The sequence below is a fragment of the Thermoactinomyces vulgaris genome, from assembly GCF_003688725.1.
Classification (GTDB): domain Bacteria; phylum Bacillota; class Bacilli; order Thermoactinomycetales; family Thermoactinomycetaceae; genus Thermoactinomyces; species Thermoactinomyces vulgaris.
Window position 1 is genome coordinate 157,357 of the sequence record NZ_REFP01000007.1, and the last position, 18,214, is coordinate 175,570.

General features: G+C 48.7%; 15 protein-coding genes and 1 other annotated feature (1 of these 16 cut by a window edge). Of the genes, 9 read left to right on the forward strand and 6 right to left on the reverse strand.

Features of this window, described 5'->3' with window-relative positions; all coding sequences use genetic code 11:
• Positions 1-14, forward strand: a binding site (T-box leader) (it extends 205 nt beyond the left edge of the window).
• Positions 15-120: 106 nt separating this feature from the next.
• The 7 genes from pheS (at position 121) to ATH33_RS01155 (ending at position 9,836) form a co-directional block, all read left to right on the forward strand.
• The gene (pheS, locus tag ATH33_RS01125; protein ID WP_037993383.1) at positions 121-1,122 is read left to right on the forward strand and encodes a phenylalanine--tRNA ligase subunit alpha; all 1,002 of its coding nucleotides are present in this window, start codon (positions 121-123) and stop codon (positions 1,120-1,122) included.
• A gap of 17 nt (positions 1,123-1,139) precedes the next feature.
• Complete coding sequence (gene pheT, locus ATH33_RS01130; RefSeq protein ID WP_121873953.1) at positions 1,140-3,557, forward strand: phenylalanine--tRNA ligase subunit beta; 2,418 nt, start codon at positions 1,140-1,142, stop codon at positions 3,555-3,557.
• Between the two features lie 2 nt (positions 3,558-3,559).
• A complete protein-coding gene (gene zapA, locus ATH33_RS01135) occupies positions 3,560-3,853 on the forward strand; it encodes a cell division protein ZapA (RefSeq protein ID WP_181732020.1) in 294 nt (97 codons plus the stop codon).
• 14 nt (positions 3,854-3,867) lie between these two features.
• On the forward strand, positions 3,868-4,401 hold the full coding sequence (locus ATH33_RS01140; protein WP_037993373.1) for a CvpA family protein: 534 nt from the start codon (positions 3,868-3,870) through the stop codon (positions 4,399-4,401).
• An 82-nt stretch (positions 4,402-4,483) separates the two neighbouring features.
• Positions 4,484-6,208, forward strand: a complete 1,725-nt coding sequence (gene polX, locus ATH33_RS01145; RefSeq protein WP_084712877.1) for a DNA polymerase/3'-5' exonuclease PolX — start codon at positions 4,484-4,486, stop codon at positions 6,206-6,208.
• A 161-nt stretch (positions 6,209-6,369) separates the two neighbouring features.
• Positions 6,370-7,383: a spore cortex-lytic enzyme gene (gene sleB / locus ATH33_RS13915; RefSeq protein WP_037993371.1), complete on the forward strand. Its 1,014-nt coding sequence runs from the start codon at positions 6,370-6,372 to the stop codon at positions 7,381-7,383.
• 98 nt (positions 7,384-7,481) lie between these two features.
• Positions 7,482-9,836: an endonuclease MutS2 gene (locus ATH33_RS01155; protein WP_121874116.1), complete on the forward strand. Its 2,355-nt coding sequence runs from the start codon at positions 7,482-7,484 to the stop codon at positions 9,834-9,836.
• Between the two features lie 135 nt (positions 9,837-9,971).
• Here ATH33_RS01155 and ATH33_RS01160 read toward each other — a convergent pair whose 3' ends face one another.
• A complete protein-coding gene (locus ATH33_RS01160; protein ID WP_231564558.1) occupies positions 9,972-11,060 on the reverse strand; it encodes a S8 family serine peptidase in 1,089 nt (362 codons plus the stop codon).
• 282 nt (positions 11,061-11,342) lie between these two features.
• On the reverse strand, positions 11,343-11,564 hold the full coding sequence (locus tag ATH33_RS01165; protein ID WP_037993367.1) for a hypothetical protein: 222 nt from the start codon (positions 11,562-11,564) through the stop codon (positions 11,343-11,345).
• 333 nt (positions 11,565-11,897) lie between these two features.
• On the opposite strand from ATH33_RS01165, the gene ATH33_RS01170 reads away from it, so the two are divergent.
• On the forward strand, positions 11,898-12,920 hold the full coding sequence (locus ATH33_RS01170) for an aromatic acid exporter family protein (protein WP_049719802.1): 1,023 nt from the start codon (positions 11,898-11,900) through the stop codon (positions 12,918-12,920).
• Here the strand turns inward: ATH33_RS01170 and ATH33_RS01175 are convergent.
• The 4 genes from ATH33_RS01175 to ATH33_RS01190 all read right to left on the reverse strand — a co-directional run bounded on the left by ATH33_RS01175 (position 12,917) and on the right by ATH33_RS01190 (position 16,509).
• A complete protein-coding gene (locus ATH33_RS01175) occupies positions 12,917-13,111 on the reverse strand; it encodes a hypothetical protein (protein WP_037993365.1) in 195 nt (64 codons plus the stop codon). The two genes, ATH33_RS01170 and ATH33_RS01175, sit on opposite strands and share 4 nt — an antisense overlap.
• Positions 13,112-13,233: 122 nt before the next feature.
• A complete protein-coding gene (locus tag ATH33_RS01180) occupies positions 13,234-14,625 on the reverse strand; it encodes an RsmB/NOP family class I SAM-dependent RNA methyltransferase (RefSeq protein ID WP_082813468.1) in 1,392 nt (463 codons plus the stop codon).
• Between the two features lie 146 nt (positions 14,626-14,771).
• Positions 14,772-16,091 carry a helix-turn-helix domain-containing protein gene (locus ATH33_RS01185; RefSeq protein WP_170151202.1) on the reverse strand — a complete coding sequence of 440 codons (1,320 nt, stop codon included), beginning with the start codon at positions 16,089-16,091 and terminating at the stop codon, positions 14,772-14,774.
• Between the two features lie 229 nt (positions 16,092-16,320).
• On the reverse strand, positions 16,321-16,509 hold the full coding sequence (locus tag ATH33_RS01190; RefSeq protein WP_037993363.1) for a hypothetical protein: 189 nt from the start codon (positions 16,507-16,509) through the stop codon (positions 16,321-16,323).
• A gap of 98 nt (positions 16,510-16,607) precedes the next feature.
• On the opposite strand from ATH33_RS01190, the gene ATH33_RS01195 reads away from it, so the two are divergent.
• Positions 16,608-18,101: a spore germination protein gene (locus ATH33_RS01195; protein ID WP_121873954.1), complete on the forward strand. Its 1,494-nt coding sequence runs from the start codon at positions 16,608-16,610 to the stop codon at positions 18,099-18,101.
• Positions 18,102-18,214: the final 113 nt, after the last annotated feature.

Genomic DNA, 18,214 nt, shown 5'->3' on the forward strand with positions numbered 1-18,214 from the left:
CTCTCGTCCCTTTGGGCGTGAGGTCTTTTTTGTTTATGGAATAATTTTCTATTTTATCTTTTCATTTGATACCATTTGTGGTGCCATTGACGACAGTTTTTACCGAAAGGAGATCGAACAATGCGTGAGCGATTGGAAGTCTTGAAAGAAGAGGCGACTTCGGTCATTCATCAGGCGCAAAGCTTGGATGAATTACGTGAATTGAAAGTGAGGTATCTCGGAAAAAAGGGCGAATTGACCGGAGTGCTCCGGGGTATGAAAGATCTTCCCCCCGAAGAGCGTCCGGTGATTGGAAGCATGGCCAATGAAGTCCGTGGATATCTGGAAGAGTTGATTGCGGGAAAAGAGAAAGAATTGGAAGAAGCGGTTCTTCAGGAACAAATCAACCGGGAAGTGATTGATGTTTCTTTGCCCGGGATCAAACCCGAACCGGGGACGTTGCATCCTTTGCAACTGATCATTGAACAAATGGAAGACATTTTTGTCGGAATGGGCTTTGAAATTGCGGAGGGCCCTGAAGTGGAAACTGATCAATTTAACTTTGAAATGTTGAACTTGCCGAAAGGGCATCCGGCCCGGGACATGCAGGACTCTTTTTACATCACTCCGGAAATTCTGCTTCGGACCCATACATCCGCGGTACAGGTTCGAACCCTTTTGGAAAAAGAAGGACGGGTTCCGGTGCGGATTATTGCTCCTGGAAAGGTGTACCGGCGCGATGACGACGATGCCACGCATTCGCATCAGTTTACGCAAATAGAGGGGCTTGTGGTGGACAGCGGGGTGTCCATGAGCGAATTAAACGGCGTGCTGTTGACCATTATCGAGAAAATGTTTGGCGAGGAAACCGAGATCCGTTTGCGTCCCAGCTACTTCCCGTTCACCGAACCGAGTGTCGAAGTGGACATTTATCATCCTGAAAAAGGGTGGGTTGAAATTTTGGGGGCCGGAATGGTTCATCCCTACGTGCTGGAAAAAGCGGGTTACAATCCGGAACGTTATTCCGGCTTTGCGTTTGGGATCGGTGTGGAACGGATTGCGATGTTGAAATATGACATTGACGACATTCGCCATTTCTACAACAACGATTTGCGTTTTTTGCGGCAATTTAAGAACGTCTGAAGAGGTGAATTGGAAGGATGTTAGTATCTTATGAATGGTTGTCTCAATATGTTGACCTGGAAGGAATTTCGCCGGAAGATATCGCGGAGGAGATGAACCGGACCGGGATTGAGGTGGAAGTCATTTACACCCGGGATCCGGGAGTAAACGGCGTGGTTGTCGGTGAAGTGTTGGCGGTGGAGCCCCATCCGGAAGCAGACCGGTTGAATATTTGCACGGTGAATGTGGGGAAAGGGCAACTGTTGCAAATTGTTTGCGGGGCCAAAAACGTGGCGGCAGGCCAACGGGTTCCGGTTGCTTTGATCGGTGCCAAACTGCCGGGCGGAGTCCATATTAAAAAAGCCAAACTGCGCGGCGTGGAATCGCACGGGATGATTTGCTCGGCCAAAGAACTGGGATTTCCCGACAAAGTGCTGATGAAGGAGCAAACCGAAGGGATTTTTGTATTGGAACCGGATGCTCCGGTCGGGATGGATATTAAAGAATACTTGAGCATGGATGACCAAGTGATTGAATTGCAGTTGACCCCGAACCGTTCCGATTGTTTGGGAATGTGGGGAGTGGCCCATGAAGTGGCGGCGATTTTTGACCGGGAATTGCGCCTGCCGGTCATCTCCGAACAAGTTCCGAGCGAAGCAGGAACCGGGGTGGAAGTTGTCGTAGAATCTGTTGAGGACTGTCCTTTTTATGCCGCGCAAGTGGTGGGCAATCTGGAAGTGGGACCCTCCCCGCAATGGATGCAAAACCGCTTGATTTCCGCCGGGATCCGGCCGATCAATAACATTGTCGACATTACCAACTATGTGATGTTGGAGACGGGACAGCCTTTGCATGCTTTTGATTTTGACAAAATCGCAAACGGCCAAATCCTGGTCCGTCGCGCCAACGATGGGGAAAAGATTGTGACGTTGGACGATGTGGAGCGTGAATGTGACCCCGAAATGTTGTTGGTGACGGACGGACAAGAGCCGCTGGCGGTTGCGGGCGTGATGGGGGGAGCTTCTTCGGAGGTAACGAAAGAAACCAAAACCGTATTGCTGGAGGCTGCGTTCTTCAACCCGCTGACCGTCCGCCAAACTTCCAAAAATCTGGGGCTCCGGTCGGAAGCGAGCACCCGTTTCGAAAAAGGGGTGGATCCGGAACAAATTCTTCCCGCGCTTTACCGGGCGGTACAATTGTTGCGCCAACTTTGCGGAGGGGTCGTTTCTTCGGATGCGTCTGTGCATAAGGCGGGAGATGTTGAAGAAGTCACTATTTCCCTGCGCCATGAACGACTTGTCAATTTGTTGGGCGTGCAAATCAGTCCGGATGAAGTCATGGACATCTTCCGTCGGCTGAGATTGCCGGCTGCATTTGAAAACGATGTTTACCAGGTGCAAATTCCGACGCGGCGGCCCGATCTCATGATGGAAGTGGATTTGGTCGAAGAAGTGGCCCGATTGTACGGCTATGACCGGATTCCCGCGACATTGCCCTGGGGCCAGCAATTGCCGGGCGCCCTGACAAAGGAACAAAAACTGCGCCGCGATGCCCGGCATATGTTGCGGGAACTCGGGTTAAACGAAGTGGTGACTTACAGTTTGACATCGGATGAGGCCGAGCAGGAAATCGCTTCGTTGTATGATCTTCAACCCATCCGTGTGGCCATGCCGATGAGTAAGGAACATGCGGTGCTGAGGACGACATTGTTGCCCCAATTGATCAAAGTGGCGGCATACAACGTCCATCGTGGAAATGAACGGGTTCAACTGTTTGAAGTGGGGAAAGTTTATTTGACGCAAGAAGAAACATTGACCGATTTGCCGGAAGAACGGTTGCAACTGGCCGCGCTCATTGCCGGGCCGAAAGCCGCGTCCATCTGGAAAACCCCGCAAGTGGATGCGCAGAATTTTTATGAACTGAAAGGAATTTTGGAAAGCGTATTGGAACGGTTCGGAGTGCGGGATGCCGAGTATCAAGCGGCCGATTTGAACGGATTCCACCCGGGACGGACCGCACTGTGTGTGGTGGAGGATGAAGTGATCGGCGTATTGGGGCAACTGCATCCGAAATTGTCCAAGGAATATGATTTAAGTGAACCGGTTGTGCTCCAGCTGGATCTTGAAAAACTTCTTAAAAAGGATCTGCAAGTGATTTATGAACCGATTCCCCGCTATCCGGCCGTAACCCGTGACCTGGCCGTGACGGTGGATGAAAATGTGCCGGCCGGCCGGATCGAAGCAGGGATCCGGAAAGTGGCCGGAGAATTGCTTGAATCTGTAACCCTGTTTGATGTGTTTACCGGGGAGCAGATTGGGGAAGGTAAAAAAAGTGTGGCGTATTCTTTGGTTTTCCGGACGAATGAACGGACCTTGACCGATGAAGAAGTTCATCAAATCCATGAGCGAATTGTCCATTATCTGACCGAGCAATTTGGCGCACAGCTCAGACAATGAGCATGGATCAACGAGGAAACCTTCACAGTGTGAAGGAGGACGGTGCAGTGAGAAATAAATTAAGTGTGGAAATCTACGGAACCCAATATCAGCTGACGGGAAAAGCCAGTCCCAGCCATATGCGTCAGGTGGCAAGCCACGTCGATGAAAAAATGCGGCAAATCGCCGACAATAACCCGCGTTTGGACGTGGCCCGCCTGGCCGTCTTGTCGGCGGTCAATATTGCGGATGATTATTTAAAACTGAAACAGGAATACGATGAGATCATGCACTTGATTGAAGACGAAGAGCCATGAGGTGAAAAAACAGCATGAATGGTTTTGACATGATTGTCCTTCTTCTTCTTGCCGGTGCATTGATCCAAGGATACCGGCAGGGGTTTGTCATGCAAGTGACTTCGTTGCTCAGTTACATTTTGTCCCTCTGGATTGCTTTTCATTTTACCGATGAGCTCGCGCCGGTGCTGAGCAACTTGTGGAAACTGCCGGATTCCACGCAACAAGGATGGATGACATTGGTGCCGGTGGATAAAATGATCTACTCGGCAATGGCTTTCTTCATCCTGTTGATCGGTGCACGCTGGGTATTGTCCATCTTCGCATCCCTTTTGAATCAGGTGGCCAGCTTTCCCGTTCTTCATTCCATCAATAAAGCGGGAGGGGCCATCCTCGGGCTGGCCAAGGTGATGCTGATCACGTTTATTATGGTCAACGTGCTTGCGGTTCTTCCCTGGAGCACCGGGCAGGAAGCGGTGGAGGGGTCGAAAGTGGCTCATGCGATCACCGGCTGGACGCCGGATTTGACCCGGGAACTGGATCGGTTGTTTCAAGGAAAGGCATTATAATATGTTTAGTATGCAACAGCTGTCGGGGAGGGACGCCTGACAGCTGCTTTTTTTGAAAGAAGGCAGAACGGGAGGGAATGCTTTGAACAATAAACAGATTGCCGGCACCTTGCATGCGTTGGCTGATTACATGGAGATCAAAGGGGAAAATGTTTTTAAGGTAAACGCCTTCCGCCGGGCAGCGCGAACGATTGAAAACAGCCGTTTTCAGATTGCGGAGGCGTTGGATCGTTTGCCTGAACTTCCCGGAATCGGCAAAGGAACGGCGGAAGTGATCCGTGAAATTGTCGCCACCGGCACTTCCCGTTATCTGGAAGAATTAAAAGCCGAATTGCCCCCGGAATTGCCGTTGTTGCTGAAATTGCCCGGATTGGGGCCGAAATCCATCCATACGTTGTATCACAAACTTTCGGTCACCAATTTGGACGAGTTGAAACAAGCGGCAGAGAAAAAACAAATCCAAACCCTTGCGGGATTCGGACCCAAAAAAGAAAAAAAGATCCTGGAAGCCATCGAACAATTTCAAAAGCGGCCCGAGCGTTTTCTGCTGCATGAAGCCATGGCGGTGGCCGCCGTCATCCAACAACGTTTGCAAGCCATTCCCGGGGTGGAGAAGGTGGAATTGGCCGGCAGCATCCGACGGTTTAAGGAAACGATCAAAGACATTGATTTTGTTTTGGCGACGAACCAACCCGCCGAAGTGGCGGAGCGGATTGCACAATTGCCTGAAGTGACACAAGTTGTCGGGCAAGGGGAAACCAAAGTCAGTATTGTCGTGGATACAGAAGGCCTGGTGATGGGAGTCGACGTGCGCCTGGTGTCCCCGGACCAATTTGGCAGTGCCCTCAGTCACTTCACCGGATCGAAAGAATTTAACATCCGCATCCGTCAGCGGGCGAAACAATATGGTTGGAAAGTGAGCGAATATGGCATTTATGATGCCGAAACCGGCCAAACGGCAAAATTTGAAAAGGAATCCGATTTTTTTACCCACCTGCATCTTCCTTTCATTCCGCCGGAGTTGCGCGAAGATCGCGGGGAAATGGAAAGAGCGGATCAGTCCTTGCTCCCTTCGCTCATCCGATTGGAGGATTATCGCGGGGATTTACATGCGCACACCCTGTACAGCGACGGGGCGCATTCCATTAAAGACATGGCACTGGCTGCCAAAGCCAAAGGGTACGAATACATGGCGGTGACGGATCATTCCCGGTCTTTGAAGGTTGCCGGCGGTTTGACAGTGGATGAAGTGTATGAGCAATGGGAGGAAATCGACCGGCTGAACCGGGAGGGATTGGGAATTCAGATTTTAAAAGGGGCGGAAGTCGACATCCTGGCAGACGGAACCCTGGATTATCCGGATGATTTGCTGAAACAGATGGATCTGGTGATTGCATCGGTGCACACACAATTCCGGCAGGATGAAGCGACCATGACCCGCCGCATCATCCAGGCGATGGAAAATCCTTATGTCAATATCATTGCGCATCCGACCGGACGGTTGTTACTGCGGAGGGATGCTTATGACGTGGATGTGGACCGGTTGTTTCAAGCCGCCCGGGAGACCGGCACCATTTTGGAGTTAAACGCCAATCCGCATCGCTTGGATTTAAATGACCGGTTGTTAAAGAAAGCCAAAGAAGAATACGGATTAAAATTTACGATCAACACTGATGCGCACGCCACCGCGGAGTATGATTCCATCATTTACGGAATTGCCACCGCCCGCCGGGGTTGGTTGGAAAAAGAAGATGTCATCAATGCATACCCGTTGGACCGGTTGAAAGCCGTGCTTAACAAGAATTAACGGCCGGACGTGATTCGTCAACCGGATTTTTTCGTTGAAAGCCGGACGGAAAAGATCCGGCTTTTTTTGTTTTGTGGATGTGGATGGAATCTGCATGATTTTGAACGGGACTTGGCATAATAACCAGTAAATATCAACCAGAAAAAGGGTTGTGAGCTTGTATGGTCAATCGTGTAACTTTGAAATGGTTTGCGTCTTGCTTGATCGTCAGTCTCTGTGTGAGTGCATGGTTGGCTCCGGTTTTTGCGGCGGATCAACAAAAGATTTCAGCGTCGTCGGCAACGGCATTTGGTGACACCATTCTCAAAAAAGGTGCCAGAGGCGGCGATGTTTATGAATTGCAGGGACGTTTAAAACTTTTGGGGTTTTACACCGGAGATGTGGATGGAGTATTTGGCCATCGCACTTATTTGGCCGTCCGGTTGTTCCAATATGAATTCGGCTTGAAGATTGACGGAGTGGTCGGTCCGAAGACAAAATTGAAACTTTGGCAATCGACAAAGCATTGGCGACCGGAAATGACCAATAAGAAAGGACCGGTGCTAAAACGCGGGAACCGGGGCGGCGGTGTCTGGGAGTTGCAGGGACGTCTCAAGCATATCGGTTTTTACACTGGAAAATGGGATGGCAATTTTGGAGAAAGAACGTATCGCGCCGTCCGGTTGTTCCAATATGAATTCGGCCTGAAAGTGGATGGCGTGGCGGGACCGAAGACAATGCAAAAACTCAGGAAAGCAACCAAAAATTACGCCCCCGAAACCAAGTGGCAACAGCCGCAAGAGAGCAAGCAGGTTTCCATTCCAAAAAGCAGTTACGGTTTGTCAGAAAATGATATTCATCTGTTGGCGCAAGCCGTTTATGCGGAAGGGCGGGGCGAATCTTACATCGGACAGGTTGCCATTGCCGCGGTGATCTTGAACCGGCTGGAAAGCAGAGAATTTCCGGATACCATTTCCGGGATTATCTTTCAACCTTTGGCATTTGAAGCGGTGGCCGACGGGCAAATCTGGATGCAGCCGGATGAAACGGCCAAAAAAGCAGTCAGGGATGCTTTAAATGGTTGGGATCCGACCGGAGGCGCATTGTATTACTTCAACCCGGAACGGGCAACTTCCAAATGGATTTGGAACCGTCCGCAAATCAAAAAAATCGGGAAACATATTTTCACACGCTGAAAAACCATCGGGCTGATTTCGATCGGCTCGATGGTTTTTCGTTAACAGGAAATGCTATAATAAAGAATGATTTTGAAAAGAAAGAGGAGTTGTCCGGCGTGGAGCAGTGGACGCTGAAATCGTTGGAATATGACCAAGTTAAAGAGATGGTGAAAAGCGAGGCCGCAACGGTCTTGGGAAAAGAAAAAGTCAGCCAATTAACCCCTTCCGGCCAAAGGGATCAGGTGAAACACCGCCTGCAAGCCACACAAGAAGGCATGGACTTGATCCGGCTGAAAGGGGACCTTCCGCTGGGAGGGGTCCGGGATATACGCGCAGCGGTCCGGCGGGCTGAAAAGAGCGGTGTCTTGACCGAATCGGAATGTCTGGACATCGCCGGTACCATTTCGGCCGGACGCAAGGTGAAGTCCTTTTTGCGGCAAGTGGAAGATGAAGAGGCGCCGCTTCCCATTCTGCGTGGTTTGACCGAGCTGGTTGAAAGTTTGGAATGGGTCGAAGAAGAAATCCTGAAAAGCATTGATGAACAGGGAGTTGTCAAAGACCAGGCCAGTCCCGGATTGGGGAAAATCCGGAGCCGCATCGGGGAAGCGAAAAAGCAAATTCAACAAACATTACAAGAAATCTTGCGCAATCCGCATTATACGAAGATGATGCAGGAAGCCATCATCACCCAGCGGTTCGACCGGTATGTCATCCCCGTCAAGCAGGAGTACCGTTCCCGGTTCCCGGGAATTGTCCATGACCAATCCTCATCGGGGGCGACGTTATTTATCGAACCGGAAGCGGTGGTGTCATGGAACAACCGGTTGCGTCAGCTCGAGTTGCAAGAGAAACAGGAAGTTGAAAAAGTATTGAAAAAGCTGACGGAGAAAATTGCCCCCGAAGTGGAGAGCTTAAAAAGAAATCTGGAAATTTTGGCCAGCCTGGATTGTATCATGGCTTGTGCCCGGTTCGGATATCGGGTGAAGGGGATTTGCCCGGAGATTTCCGAATCGTTACTGCACCTGAAAAAAGCCCGCCATCCCTTGATTAAAGGAGAAAATGTGGTTCCCATCGAAGTTTCGATCGGGGATGATTACCATGCCATTATTATTACCGGCCCCAACACCGGAGGAAAGACGGTGACACTGAAAACGGTCGGTTTGTTTGCTTTAATGACACAATCCGGAATTCCCGTTCCCGCTGAAGAAGACAGCATCATGCCGGTGTTTGGCGGGGTGTATGCCGATATCGGGGATGAACAGAGCATTGAACAAAATTTGAGTACCTTTTCCGGACACCTCACCAAGATTATCCGCATTTTAAAACAGGTGGATGAAAAAAGCCTTGTATTGTTCGATGAATTGGGCGCAGGAACCGACCCGACAGAAGGGGCGGCGCTGGCCATTTCCATTTTGGAATATGTGATCCAAAAAGGGTCGTTTGTCATGGCGACCACCCACTACAGTGAATTAAAACTGTTTGCCCATCATCATCCGAAAACCGTCAATGCCAGCATGGAATTTGATGTGGAGACATTGAAACCGACCTACCGCTTGTTGATCGGGGTTCCCGGCCGCAGCAACGCGTTTAACATCTCCCGCCGTTTGGGATTGCCGGAAGAAATCATTGAGCGGGCCAAAGCACATCTGTCCAGTGATGAAAAAAGCTTGGAAGAAATGATTTCTTCTTTGACCACTGAGCAGAAGCTGGCTCGGGAAAAGCACAAGGAAGCGGATGCATTGCAGAAAGAAGCAGAAGCTTTGTATGCGGATATCCGGGAAAAATGGGAACAGTTTGAGGAAGAAAAAGCCGCTCTCAAGGAAAAAGCGCGTCGAGAGGCGCAAAGGATCATTGCCGATGCCGAGCGAGAAGCGGAAGAGGTCTTGAAGCAATTGCGGGCATGGGCCAAAGCCCGGCCGGGGGATTTAAAAGAGCATGAATTGAATGAAGCAAAAGCCAGGCTGAAAAATGCCGTGCCGGATTGGGAATTGCCGCAAAAGCCGAGGAAAAACACCGGCAAAGCCGAGAAACTGAACGTGGGGGATGAAGTTCGCGTTTTGTCTGTGAATCAGAACGGAACCATCACCGAGGATATGGGCGACGGATATTATCAAGTGCAAGTCGGCTTTTTGAAGATGAAAATGCATCGAGACCAGCTGGAAAAGCGTTCTTCGCCAAAACCGGCTGACGTGAAAATAAAGCCGACGGTCAACCGGATGTCTGCCAATGTGAAACCCGAGTGCGATTTGCGGGGCAAGCTGGTGGAAGAGGCATTGCTGGAAATCGACAATTATTTGGATAAAGCCCTGTTGGCGGGCTATAAAGAAATTCATCTCATTCACGGCAAGGGGACAGGTGCACTTCGCCAAGGAGTGCAAAAGTTTTTGCGCAGCCACCGGCATGTGAAAAGTTTTCGTTTGGGCAACCATAATGAAGGCGGATCCGGCGTGACGGTGGTCGAATTGAAGTAAAGATTGCATATGGAGGAAACCGATGAAACACTTGCCATGGATCTTGGGAACCATTTCTTTGCTTTTTTTCATAGCAGGGGTTATTTTCTTTATGTTTTATGCATGAAAAGAAGGAGGGAATCCCCTCCTTCTTTATTAATAATTGACGGCTTTGTAAGCATTGATTCTTCCGTGTTGGAAGTAAGTTCCGGTGCCGCTGATTTTATCGGCTGTATTTTCAATGGCAGCCCGGATTTGCGAGTTGCTGCGGCCCTGGCTGGCCAACAAAGCGGCAAGTCCTGCCACATGCGGTGTGGCCATGGAGGTTCCGCTCAAGGATGCATAACTGCTGTTGAGGTAGGTGGAGTAGATGTTGGAACCCGGAGCGGCTACATCCACCCAGCTTCCGTAGTTGGAGAAGTAAGACAGGCTGTCATTGGAATCGGTGGAAGCGACAGCAATGGCTTGAGAGTAATAAGCCGGATAGTTGGGAGTGGAGCTGCTGCTGTTTCCTGCAGCGGCAACGACGACAGCTCCGCTGTTCCAAGCTTGTTGAACGGCGCTTTGCAAGGCCGAGCTTCCGGAAGTGCCACCCAAGCTCAAGCTGATGACATCTGCCCCGTTTTGGGCGGCATAAGCGATTCCGTTGGCAACGGCTGCCATGGTTCCGCTTCCGCTGTTATTCAGCACGCGAACCGGCATGATGGAGGCGTTGGGAGCCATTCCTGCAATTCCCGTTCCGTTATTGGTCACGGCAGCGGCAATTCCTGCGCAGTGGGTTCCATGTCCGTTCCCGTCTTGGGGATTGCTGTCGTTATCGACAAAGTCATACCCTTGGACGATTTTTCCCTGCAAATCCGGATGATTGGTTTGGACTCCGGTGTCCACGATGGCAATCACCGTGCTGCTGCTGCTGCGGGTGACATCCCAAGCTTGGGGAGCTTGGACTTTTTGCGGTCCCCATTGGCGACTGGTAAGGTCATTGGGTGTCCACATGATGTGAACGTAATGGTTGGGTTCAACATATTCCACATTGGGATTGTTTTTGTATTTTTCGATCATTTTTTCAACCGAACCATCAAACTTAACCACTTCAAAACCCAAATATTTGGATTTTTCGATCGACTTGGCCCCGTATTGTGCGTGAATCGATTGGGTGGATTGGGCGGAGATGCCATCTTTAAACTTCACAATCAACTCACCCGGCACATAGTCATCGGTTGAGGCAGGGCTGGCGGCAAACATGGTTCCGGGCACTGCAAGAAGGACAACCAATAACAGTGCCGTGGCAACACTCAGGAAACGTTTCATTTTTTCTCCTCCTGTTTCTTGATGAGATCCCCTTATCTGATTTTTCAGCAAAACAACAAAACAAAAAGGTAAGTGGTGGCAACCCTCCTTTTTATTTTATCCATAAATAATTTTCTACAAAAAAGTAATATATCCTCCTTTAATTTTTAACAATTTGGAATTTAAAAAAAGAGCTGACCATCATCGCATCATCAGCTCCTGAAACGGGTTGTCGGTTCACGGCTCCCTTCCGGGATGGCTGGTTACCGCTTTTTCGTGATCTTCCGCAAACTGTTGTATCTCTTTTTGTAATTGATGTAAATACGCCATGGTATCCCGTTGTCTCACCGGATCTGTTTCCGTTTGGGAAAGCAGATGTAAAGCCCGTTGGTAACTGGATGCCAATAAGTGATAATAAGTTTTTTTGGGTGAAATGTTTTTGATGACGGATGTATTCATTGAAACCTTCTCCTTGCCGTAAAATCCCCGACATTCATATCATACCAGATTTGAAAATGAACCACTGATTTCCCGGGAAATTACAAAATTGAAAAAAGATCGGTTTCCCCGAACCGAAAAAAGTGATTTTCTCCTGCATGTATTTATCCAGACAGTTGAGTTTTCCGGAGAAACATGGTCCGTATCGTTGATGTTTTTGTCACAAAGTGGCGTCTGCCGGCTTCGAACTGTTCAGCGCATTTTTGATTGCCGGTTTTGCTTGCACCTTGGGCACTGCCGTCATATGATGGTATATAGTGATTCAAGATCAGAAAAATAAAAGAGTGAGTGTGCATGATAATCGGATACCGAACCATTAAAACGGCGATCGGCATTGCGTTATCCATTTCCATTGCGCAATGGATGGGACTGCAATATTATACGGCAGCCGGAATCATTACGATGATTTGCATTAAAACGACAAAGAAGCAATCTTATCAAACGGCATGGGAACGTTTTTTCGGCTCTTTGGCGGGATTGGGGATTTCAGCCGTCTTTTTTGAATGGATTGGTTATCATACCTGGACGTTGACCTTATTGTTGCTCGTGTTGATTCCGATGAATGTTTATTTAAATATTAAAGACGGGATTGTATCCAGTGCGGTGGTTATCCTGCATCTTTATTTGTTGAAAGATGTCAATGTGGAGATCATCGTCAATGAAATCATGTTATTGGTGATCGGAATCGGCATGGCGGTTCTGCTCAATGCATACATTCCCAGTGCGGAAAAAGAGCTGAAAGCGTACCGGCACAAAATCGAAGAAAATTTTAAGATTATCTTGCGGGAATTTGCCGCTTATCTCCGTGAACCCGAGCGGTATTGGGACGGGAAACAAATCACGGAGACGGCGCAATGGTTAAAGGAAGCCAAAGAGCTGGCTGTCAGGGATATCGAAAATCAATTCAACGGATCAGCTCTTGATTATTACCAGTATTTTGAAATGAGAGAGCGACAGTTTGAAGTTTTGGAACGGATTGCGCTGACCGTTTCCACTTTAAACAACAGCAGTGAACAGGGGCAAATGATTGCCGGATTTCTGGAGGATGTAGCGGATGCCATTCATTACGGCGATTCCTCACAAGTGTTCCTAGACCGGTTGCAAGAGATCAGGGAAAGTTTTCATAATTCTCCTTTGCCTGCGACAAAAGAAGAATTTGAAACGCATGCCGCTTATCTGTATTTTATCAATGAAATGCGCCGCTACTTGATGATTAAGAAGAAATTATGGAAGGAAAAAGGAGAGAAAAAACAAAAAGAAAAAAGGCCTTTTCGCCTGTTCCCGGTGGTCAGGTGGAAGAAAAAGTCACAAGGCTAGCGTCTGCGGGGACGGATATTGATCCGGATGTTGCGGGGTTTGACAGCCGGAGGTGGCGGTTCTTGCTCTTCCTCTTCTTCCGGGTCCTCAAAAAAATGTGACATAAACAACCATTCAGGTTGAATCATTCCCATGGCCACCTGGGTGTAGGGAAGATATTTCGGCCAGGTATCGGACGGCTTTTTTTCCACCGGGGCAACCCCTCCCTGGGTTCTGTCTCTTTAAAATGATTCATCTACCGTAACCTATGTGAGACAAAAGGGGATTTATGATTAAAAATAAAAAAAGACGGGGGATATCTCCCGTCTTTTTTTTATTTCAATGTGCGATCCCAGCGTAACCATTTGGGATAATGGTTTTTCAATAAACGGCCGGAAACTTTTCCCCAGCCCAGCGGATATCCGTCCACCGTGACCAGCGTCCAGCCTTTGGCCAGATCGCTCGGCAAGGCTTCTCCCTGCAAATACAGAAGAAGATCGGGATCATCCGCTTGAAAATCACAGGTTTGTTTCACCTGTTCCGGAAGGCTGGAGAGTGCCAAGGCGTGGGAAGGCACAAAATGGCTGCGTTTGGCCTGCCCCAGGTATCTGCCGGGCCTTTCCACCCGCAAACCTTTTAATGAAGGGAGATCCGGGTGTACTTGATAAAGATGATCGCCGTACATGGTGAAAGTCCCTTCTGAAAGATCCGTTTGGTTGTAAGTTTCCTGAATGAAGGATTTCCACACTTTTGCCGCCGGTTGTGGAACGGGCGGGTATTTGCCGGGCCGGGCTTTTCTGCTTTCCTGATCTTCTTTTTTTTCCAAAAGCACGACAAAGTGGCCTTCTCCTTTCAAGTGATGAGGCCAAAGGCGGCATGCTTGATTTAATGCGGGCACCCGGTTGCCTGCCCAATCGGGACGTGCCGGTTGATAGTGGGGAGCCGCTTGGATCGATTTGATCTCAAAACCTGGATGATTTTCTAAAAAGGATGCGATGACTTGCTCATTCTCCGTCGGGTTGAACGTACATGTCGAATAGACCAACCGGCCGCCCGGACGCAACATCGGGGCAGCGGCAGTGAGAATTTCATATTGTAATTCCGCGCATTTCTCAACCGCTTTCAGGCTCCAGCGGGTGGCGGTTTCAGGGTCTTTCCGGAACATGCCTTCTCCAGAACAAGGGGCATCAATCAAAATGCCGTCGAAATATTGGGGGAAACGGGCTGCCAGATGGGCGGGGGTTTCATTCAGAATGACGGCATTGGTAACTCCGCAGCGTTCCAGGTTTTCCACCAAGGCTTTGATCCGTTTGCCGTCAATTTCATTGGCAACCAGGACCCCTTCTCCTTGCATCTGGGAGGCCAGCTGTGTGGTTTTTCCTCCCGGAGCGGCGCACAAATCCAAAATTTTTTCTCCCGGCTTGGCGGAAAGGGCTTCTGCCGGAGCCATCGCGCTGGCATCTTGAATGTAGTATAAACCGGCTGCATGGTAAACGTGTTTCCCCGGACGGTCCCGTTCGTGGTCATAATAAAAAGCCGGCGGGCACCATGGAACCGGTTCCAGCCGGAAAGGAACTTTTTCCGGGAAGGAGAGGTGTCCGGTTTTCAACGTGTTGACACGTAAACTGCGAACCGGAGCTGATTCATAAGTTTTGAGGAATGCCGGATATTCATCGTCCAACAGGGATTTCATCAGTTCCAAGAAGTCTTGCGGAAGAGATTGCACAGTATTTCCTCCTTAAAGTTAAGCTCCATCCAAAAAATCAGGCACTATTATACCACAGATGAAAAATCCGGTGATGAAAATAGCATCCCCCGGTAAAGGAAACTCATTCTTCCAAAGGGGGGATGCCGCAGTGAAGGAAATTGCATTTACACTTCCATGACTTCCAGATCCCGTAACCGGAGTTGTTGCAATTCACCCAGCATTTTTATGTATTTTTCTTTTTCTCCTAATTTATTCCAGCATTCGGATAAATTGAGCAAGGCCTTTTCCATGAGCCGGGTAAAGTTGCAGGAACTGGCGATGTGCAAGGCTTCTTCGTAAGGATCGACGGCTTTCGGATATTGTCCGTTTTCAATGTAATAATCGCCCAAAGCCATTAACGATTCACAGTAGCGATGGGAGTCATTATATTTTTTTCCGCGTTCCACAGCCGTTGACAAGCTGAGGTATGCTTCGCGGCTTTTGTTCATCTTGCTGTATAATTTCCCGAGCCGGGTCAGGGTTGACACGAGTAAAACTTTTTTGTCTTTCAGCTTGTTTTCCAAGCGGAGAGCCAGTTGATAACAATTTTCGGCAGTCTGATAGTCATTGGCGTTTTGCAGGATGTTTCCCCAAACAGTCAACAATTCGACCGCCTGTTCGTGTGCGCCGTTTGTACGCGCGATATGTAGTCCTTCCCGGGCGTATTTTAAGGCTTCATCATATTTTTTCTTTTTATTTAACAAAGCAGCTTTTAATTCATACATATATAGTTTGACTTTCAGGCTGTTGATTTGTCCGATTCTTTCCCATAATTCATTCAATATTTGCAAAGCTTCATCAGTCCGGTACAGTTTTTCCAGATATGTGGCTTTGGCAATCATTAAATAATCATAAAGATCGGAAGGGTTTTCTCCCGGTTGAAAGGCGTTCAGCCCTTGTTCGTTATAATCCAGCGCTTTATATAAATGATCCCGGAGGTAATATATTTGCCCCAGTTCATACAGGCAAGCCGATTTGATATGGGGGTCGGAGGCGTGATTTTTCTTTTCGATGGCATGGATGGATTGGAGAAAAAAATGTTCCGCTTTTTTTAGTTTATTTTTCTTCACATAGCACAAGCCTTTTAAATAATAAATCTTGTCTAAATAATATTCTTTTCCTTGGGATTGCAATTTGCGGAGCTGTTCCAAAGCTGCATCGCAATCCAAACGTATACAGGTTTCAATTAAAAAGAGCAAGTTTTCCGTTTTATTGCGCTCGCCGTTTTCCTGACGAATCAGGGAGGGAAGTTGGGAAACGTCAAATCCGAGTTTTTGGCAATAATAAAGCCGGTTCTGCGGTTTGACGGTGGGAACGCCGCGCTCAATGCTGGAGATGGTGGCGAATGAAATTTGATCATCCTCCAAATCCACCAGTCTGAGTCCCCGCTTTTTGCGGACTTTTCGCAAAGCTTCTCCCAAAACTTTTAAATCAAGTTCGTTCAAAAAGATCACCTCTTGCCTCTATCATATTTTGAAATATCATATTTGTCTATATATTTTCTTCGCAGGGGTATAAATTTTTAAGGTTTAATCAATGGCTTTTTTATTCGATGGAGGAGTTCATGCGGTTTTTGCGGGATGGCACTCATTTAAAAATCATGGAACTTTAATGAAATAAACGATGTTGTAACGAATCCGGGCTTCATCCGTGATGTGCCGGAAAGACCGCTTGTCACCCGGACAGATGAAAGCCCCGCAAGATGGAATCCTTGGTTTCCTCGCTCAGGAGGTAATGTTGGACTTCCCCTTCGGAGATCCACTGATAAGCTGAATGAGCTTCGCTTAATCGGATGCGGGACGGATCATCGTGCAGCTCAAACGCTCCGTATCGGTTGATTTTTAGATCCGGGAATCCAGTCATCCGGGTTAAAAAATCTTTGGATTCCGCCGGGGTCTAACTCTTTCGGAGCCGGGCAATAATGGAGACTGGATGCAGACAATCGAAAAGGTGGATTTCGGATGAGTGAGCTCAAAACCCAGTGGTGGGAGCATGCATCGCTTCATAAGGATTTGGAACGAAACACCGAAATGTTGAATGAGATTTTGGGAGTCGGTCAAAGTTTTGATATGATTTGCCGTCCGATGACTTATGGAAAAAAAGCATGCGCCTTCTATTTTGTGGACGGTTTTGTGAAGGATGAAATCATGAATTACATCATGGACCGCCTCGCCGATTTGAGGGCGGAAGATTTGAAGACCGATGCTTTGCAACGGCTGTTGAAGAGGGAAATCGCCTATGTGGAAGCGGAATTGACCGATCAGGTGAAGCAAATCGTCACTTCGGTGTTGTCCGGTGCCACCGCCATGTTGATTGAAGGCGAATCGTCAGCCGTCATCATTGATGCCCGGACTTATCCGGCACGCGGTCCCGAGGAGCCGGATATTGAGAGAGTGGTCAGGGGCGCCAGAGACGGGTTTGTCGAAACGCTGATTTTTAACACGGCTTTGACACGCCGGCATGTGCGGGATCCCGGATTGCGGATGGAACACATGCAAGTCGGGCGACGGTCAAAAACCGATGTCTGCCTTTCGTATGTGGAAGATTTGGCGGATCCCCGCGTGGTGAATGAGTTGCGGGAGGCGATTCAAAAGATTGATACAGACAGTTTGCACATGGCGGAAAAAACATTGGAAGAGCATTTGTTTAAACGTTATTGGAATCCTTATCCGATGGTGCGCTTTACGGAGCGCCCCGATGTGGCGGCGGTTCACCTGATGGAAGGGCATGTGCTGATTTATGTGGATACGTCTCCCAGTGTGATGATCACCCCATCCACATTTTTTCATCATCTGCAGCATGCAGAGGAGTACCGGCAACAACCGGTGGTCGGTGCATTTTTACGCTTGATCCGGTTTCTGGCGATGGGTGTTTCGATTTTTTTGTTGCCGCTTTGGTATTTGCTTTCCACGCGTCCCGAATCCCTTCCTTCTTTTCTTCAATTTCTTGCCGTGCAAAACACCGCGGACATTCCGCTTTTTGTTCAAATTCTCATTGCGGAGACCGGGGTGGAAATTTTGCGGATGGCTTCCATCCACACCCCTTCTCCGCTGGCGACAGCGATGGGATTGATAGCCGGCGTTTTATTGGGAGAGATCGGGATCAAAATCGGATGGTTCATTCCGGAAGTGGTTCTGTATGTTTCATTGGCAGTGATCGGAACGTTTGCGTCCCCCAGTTATGAGATGGGGATGGCAAACAAAATGGTCCGCTTCGGATTGTTGGTCGCAGCGGCACTCTTTGGATGGGCCGGATTTATCATTGCCTGCATCGCCTGGATTGTCTGGCTGGCACGGATTGAAGTATTGGTAACCCCTTATTTATGGCCGTTGATTCCGTTTAACGGAAAGGCCATGCTGGATATTTTGATCCGGACACCCATGCCCAACAAAACGAAAAGACCCAGCGGCATTGCTCCGCAAGATCCGGATCGGCAGGCAAAGACGGAAACATGACGGGGGTTTTGGCTCAAACACAAAGAAATTTTGCAAGGCAGGGGGACGCCTTGCCTTTTTTATGGCAAAAAAACACACAGATATCGAATATTTCCAAAAAACTAATCTTTAAA

Coding starts and splice junctions, on each gene's coding strand:
- ATH33_RS01140 (WP_037993373.1), top strand. CDS start 3,868: ATGAATGGTTTTGACATGATTGTCCTTCTTCTTCTTGCCGGTGCATTG.
- pheS (WP_037993383.1), top strand. CDS start 121: ATGCGTGAGCGATTGGAAGTCTTGAAAGAAGAGGCGACTTCGGTCATT.
- ATH33_RS01165 (WP_037993367.1), bottom strand. CDS start 11,564: ATGAATACATCCGTCATCAAAAACATTTCACCCAAAAAAACTTATTAT.
- sleB (WP_037993371.1), top strand. CDS start 6,370: ATGGTCAATCGTGTAACTTTGAAATGGTTTGCGTCTTGCTTGATCGTC.
- ATH33_RS01160 (WP_231564558.1), bottom strand. CDS start 11,060: ATGTTTGCCGCCAGCCCTGCCTCAACCGATGACTATGTGCCGGGTGAG.
- zapA (WP_181732020.1), top strand. CDS start 3,560: ATGGATCAACGAGGAAACCTTCACAGTGTGAAGGAGGACGGTGCAGTG.
- ATH33_RS01190 (WP_037993363.1), bottom strand. CDS start 16,509: ATGACTGGATTCCCGGATCTAAAAATCAACCGATACGGAGCGTTTGAG.
- ATH33_RS01170 (WP_049719802.1), top strand. CDS start 11,898: ATGATAATCGGATACCGAACCATTAAAACGGCGATCGGCATTGCGTTA.
- ATH33_RS01195 (WP_121873954.1), top strand. CDS start 16,608: ATGAGTGAGCTCAAAACCCAGTGGTGGGAGCATGCATCGCTTCATAAG.
- pheT (WP_121873953.1), top strand. CDS start 1,140: ATGTTAGTATCTTATGAATGGTTGTCTCAATATGTTGACCTGGAAGGA.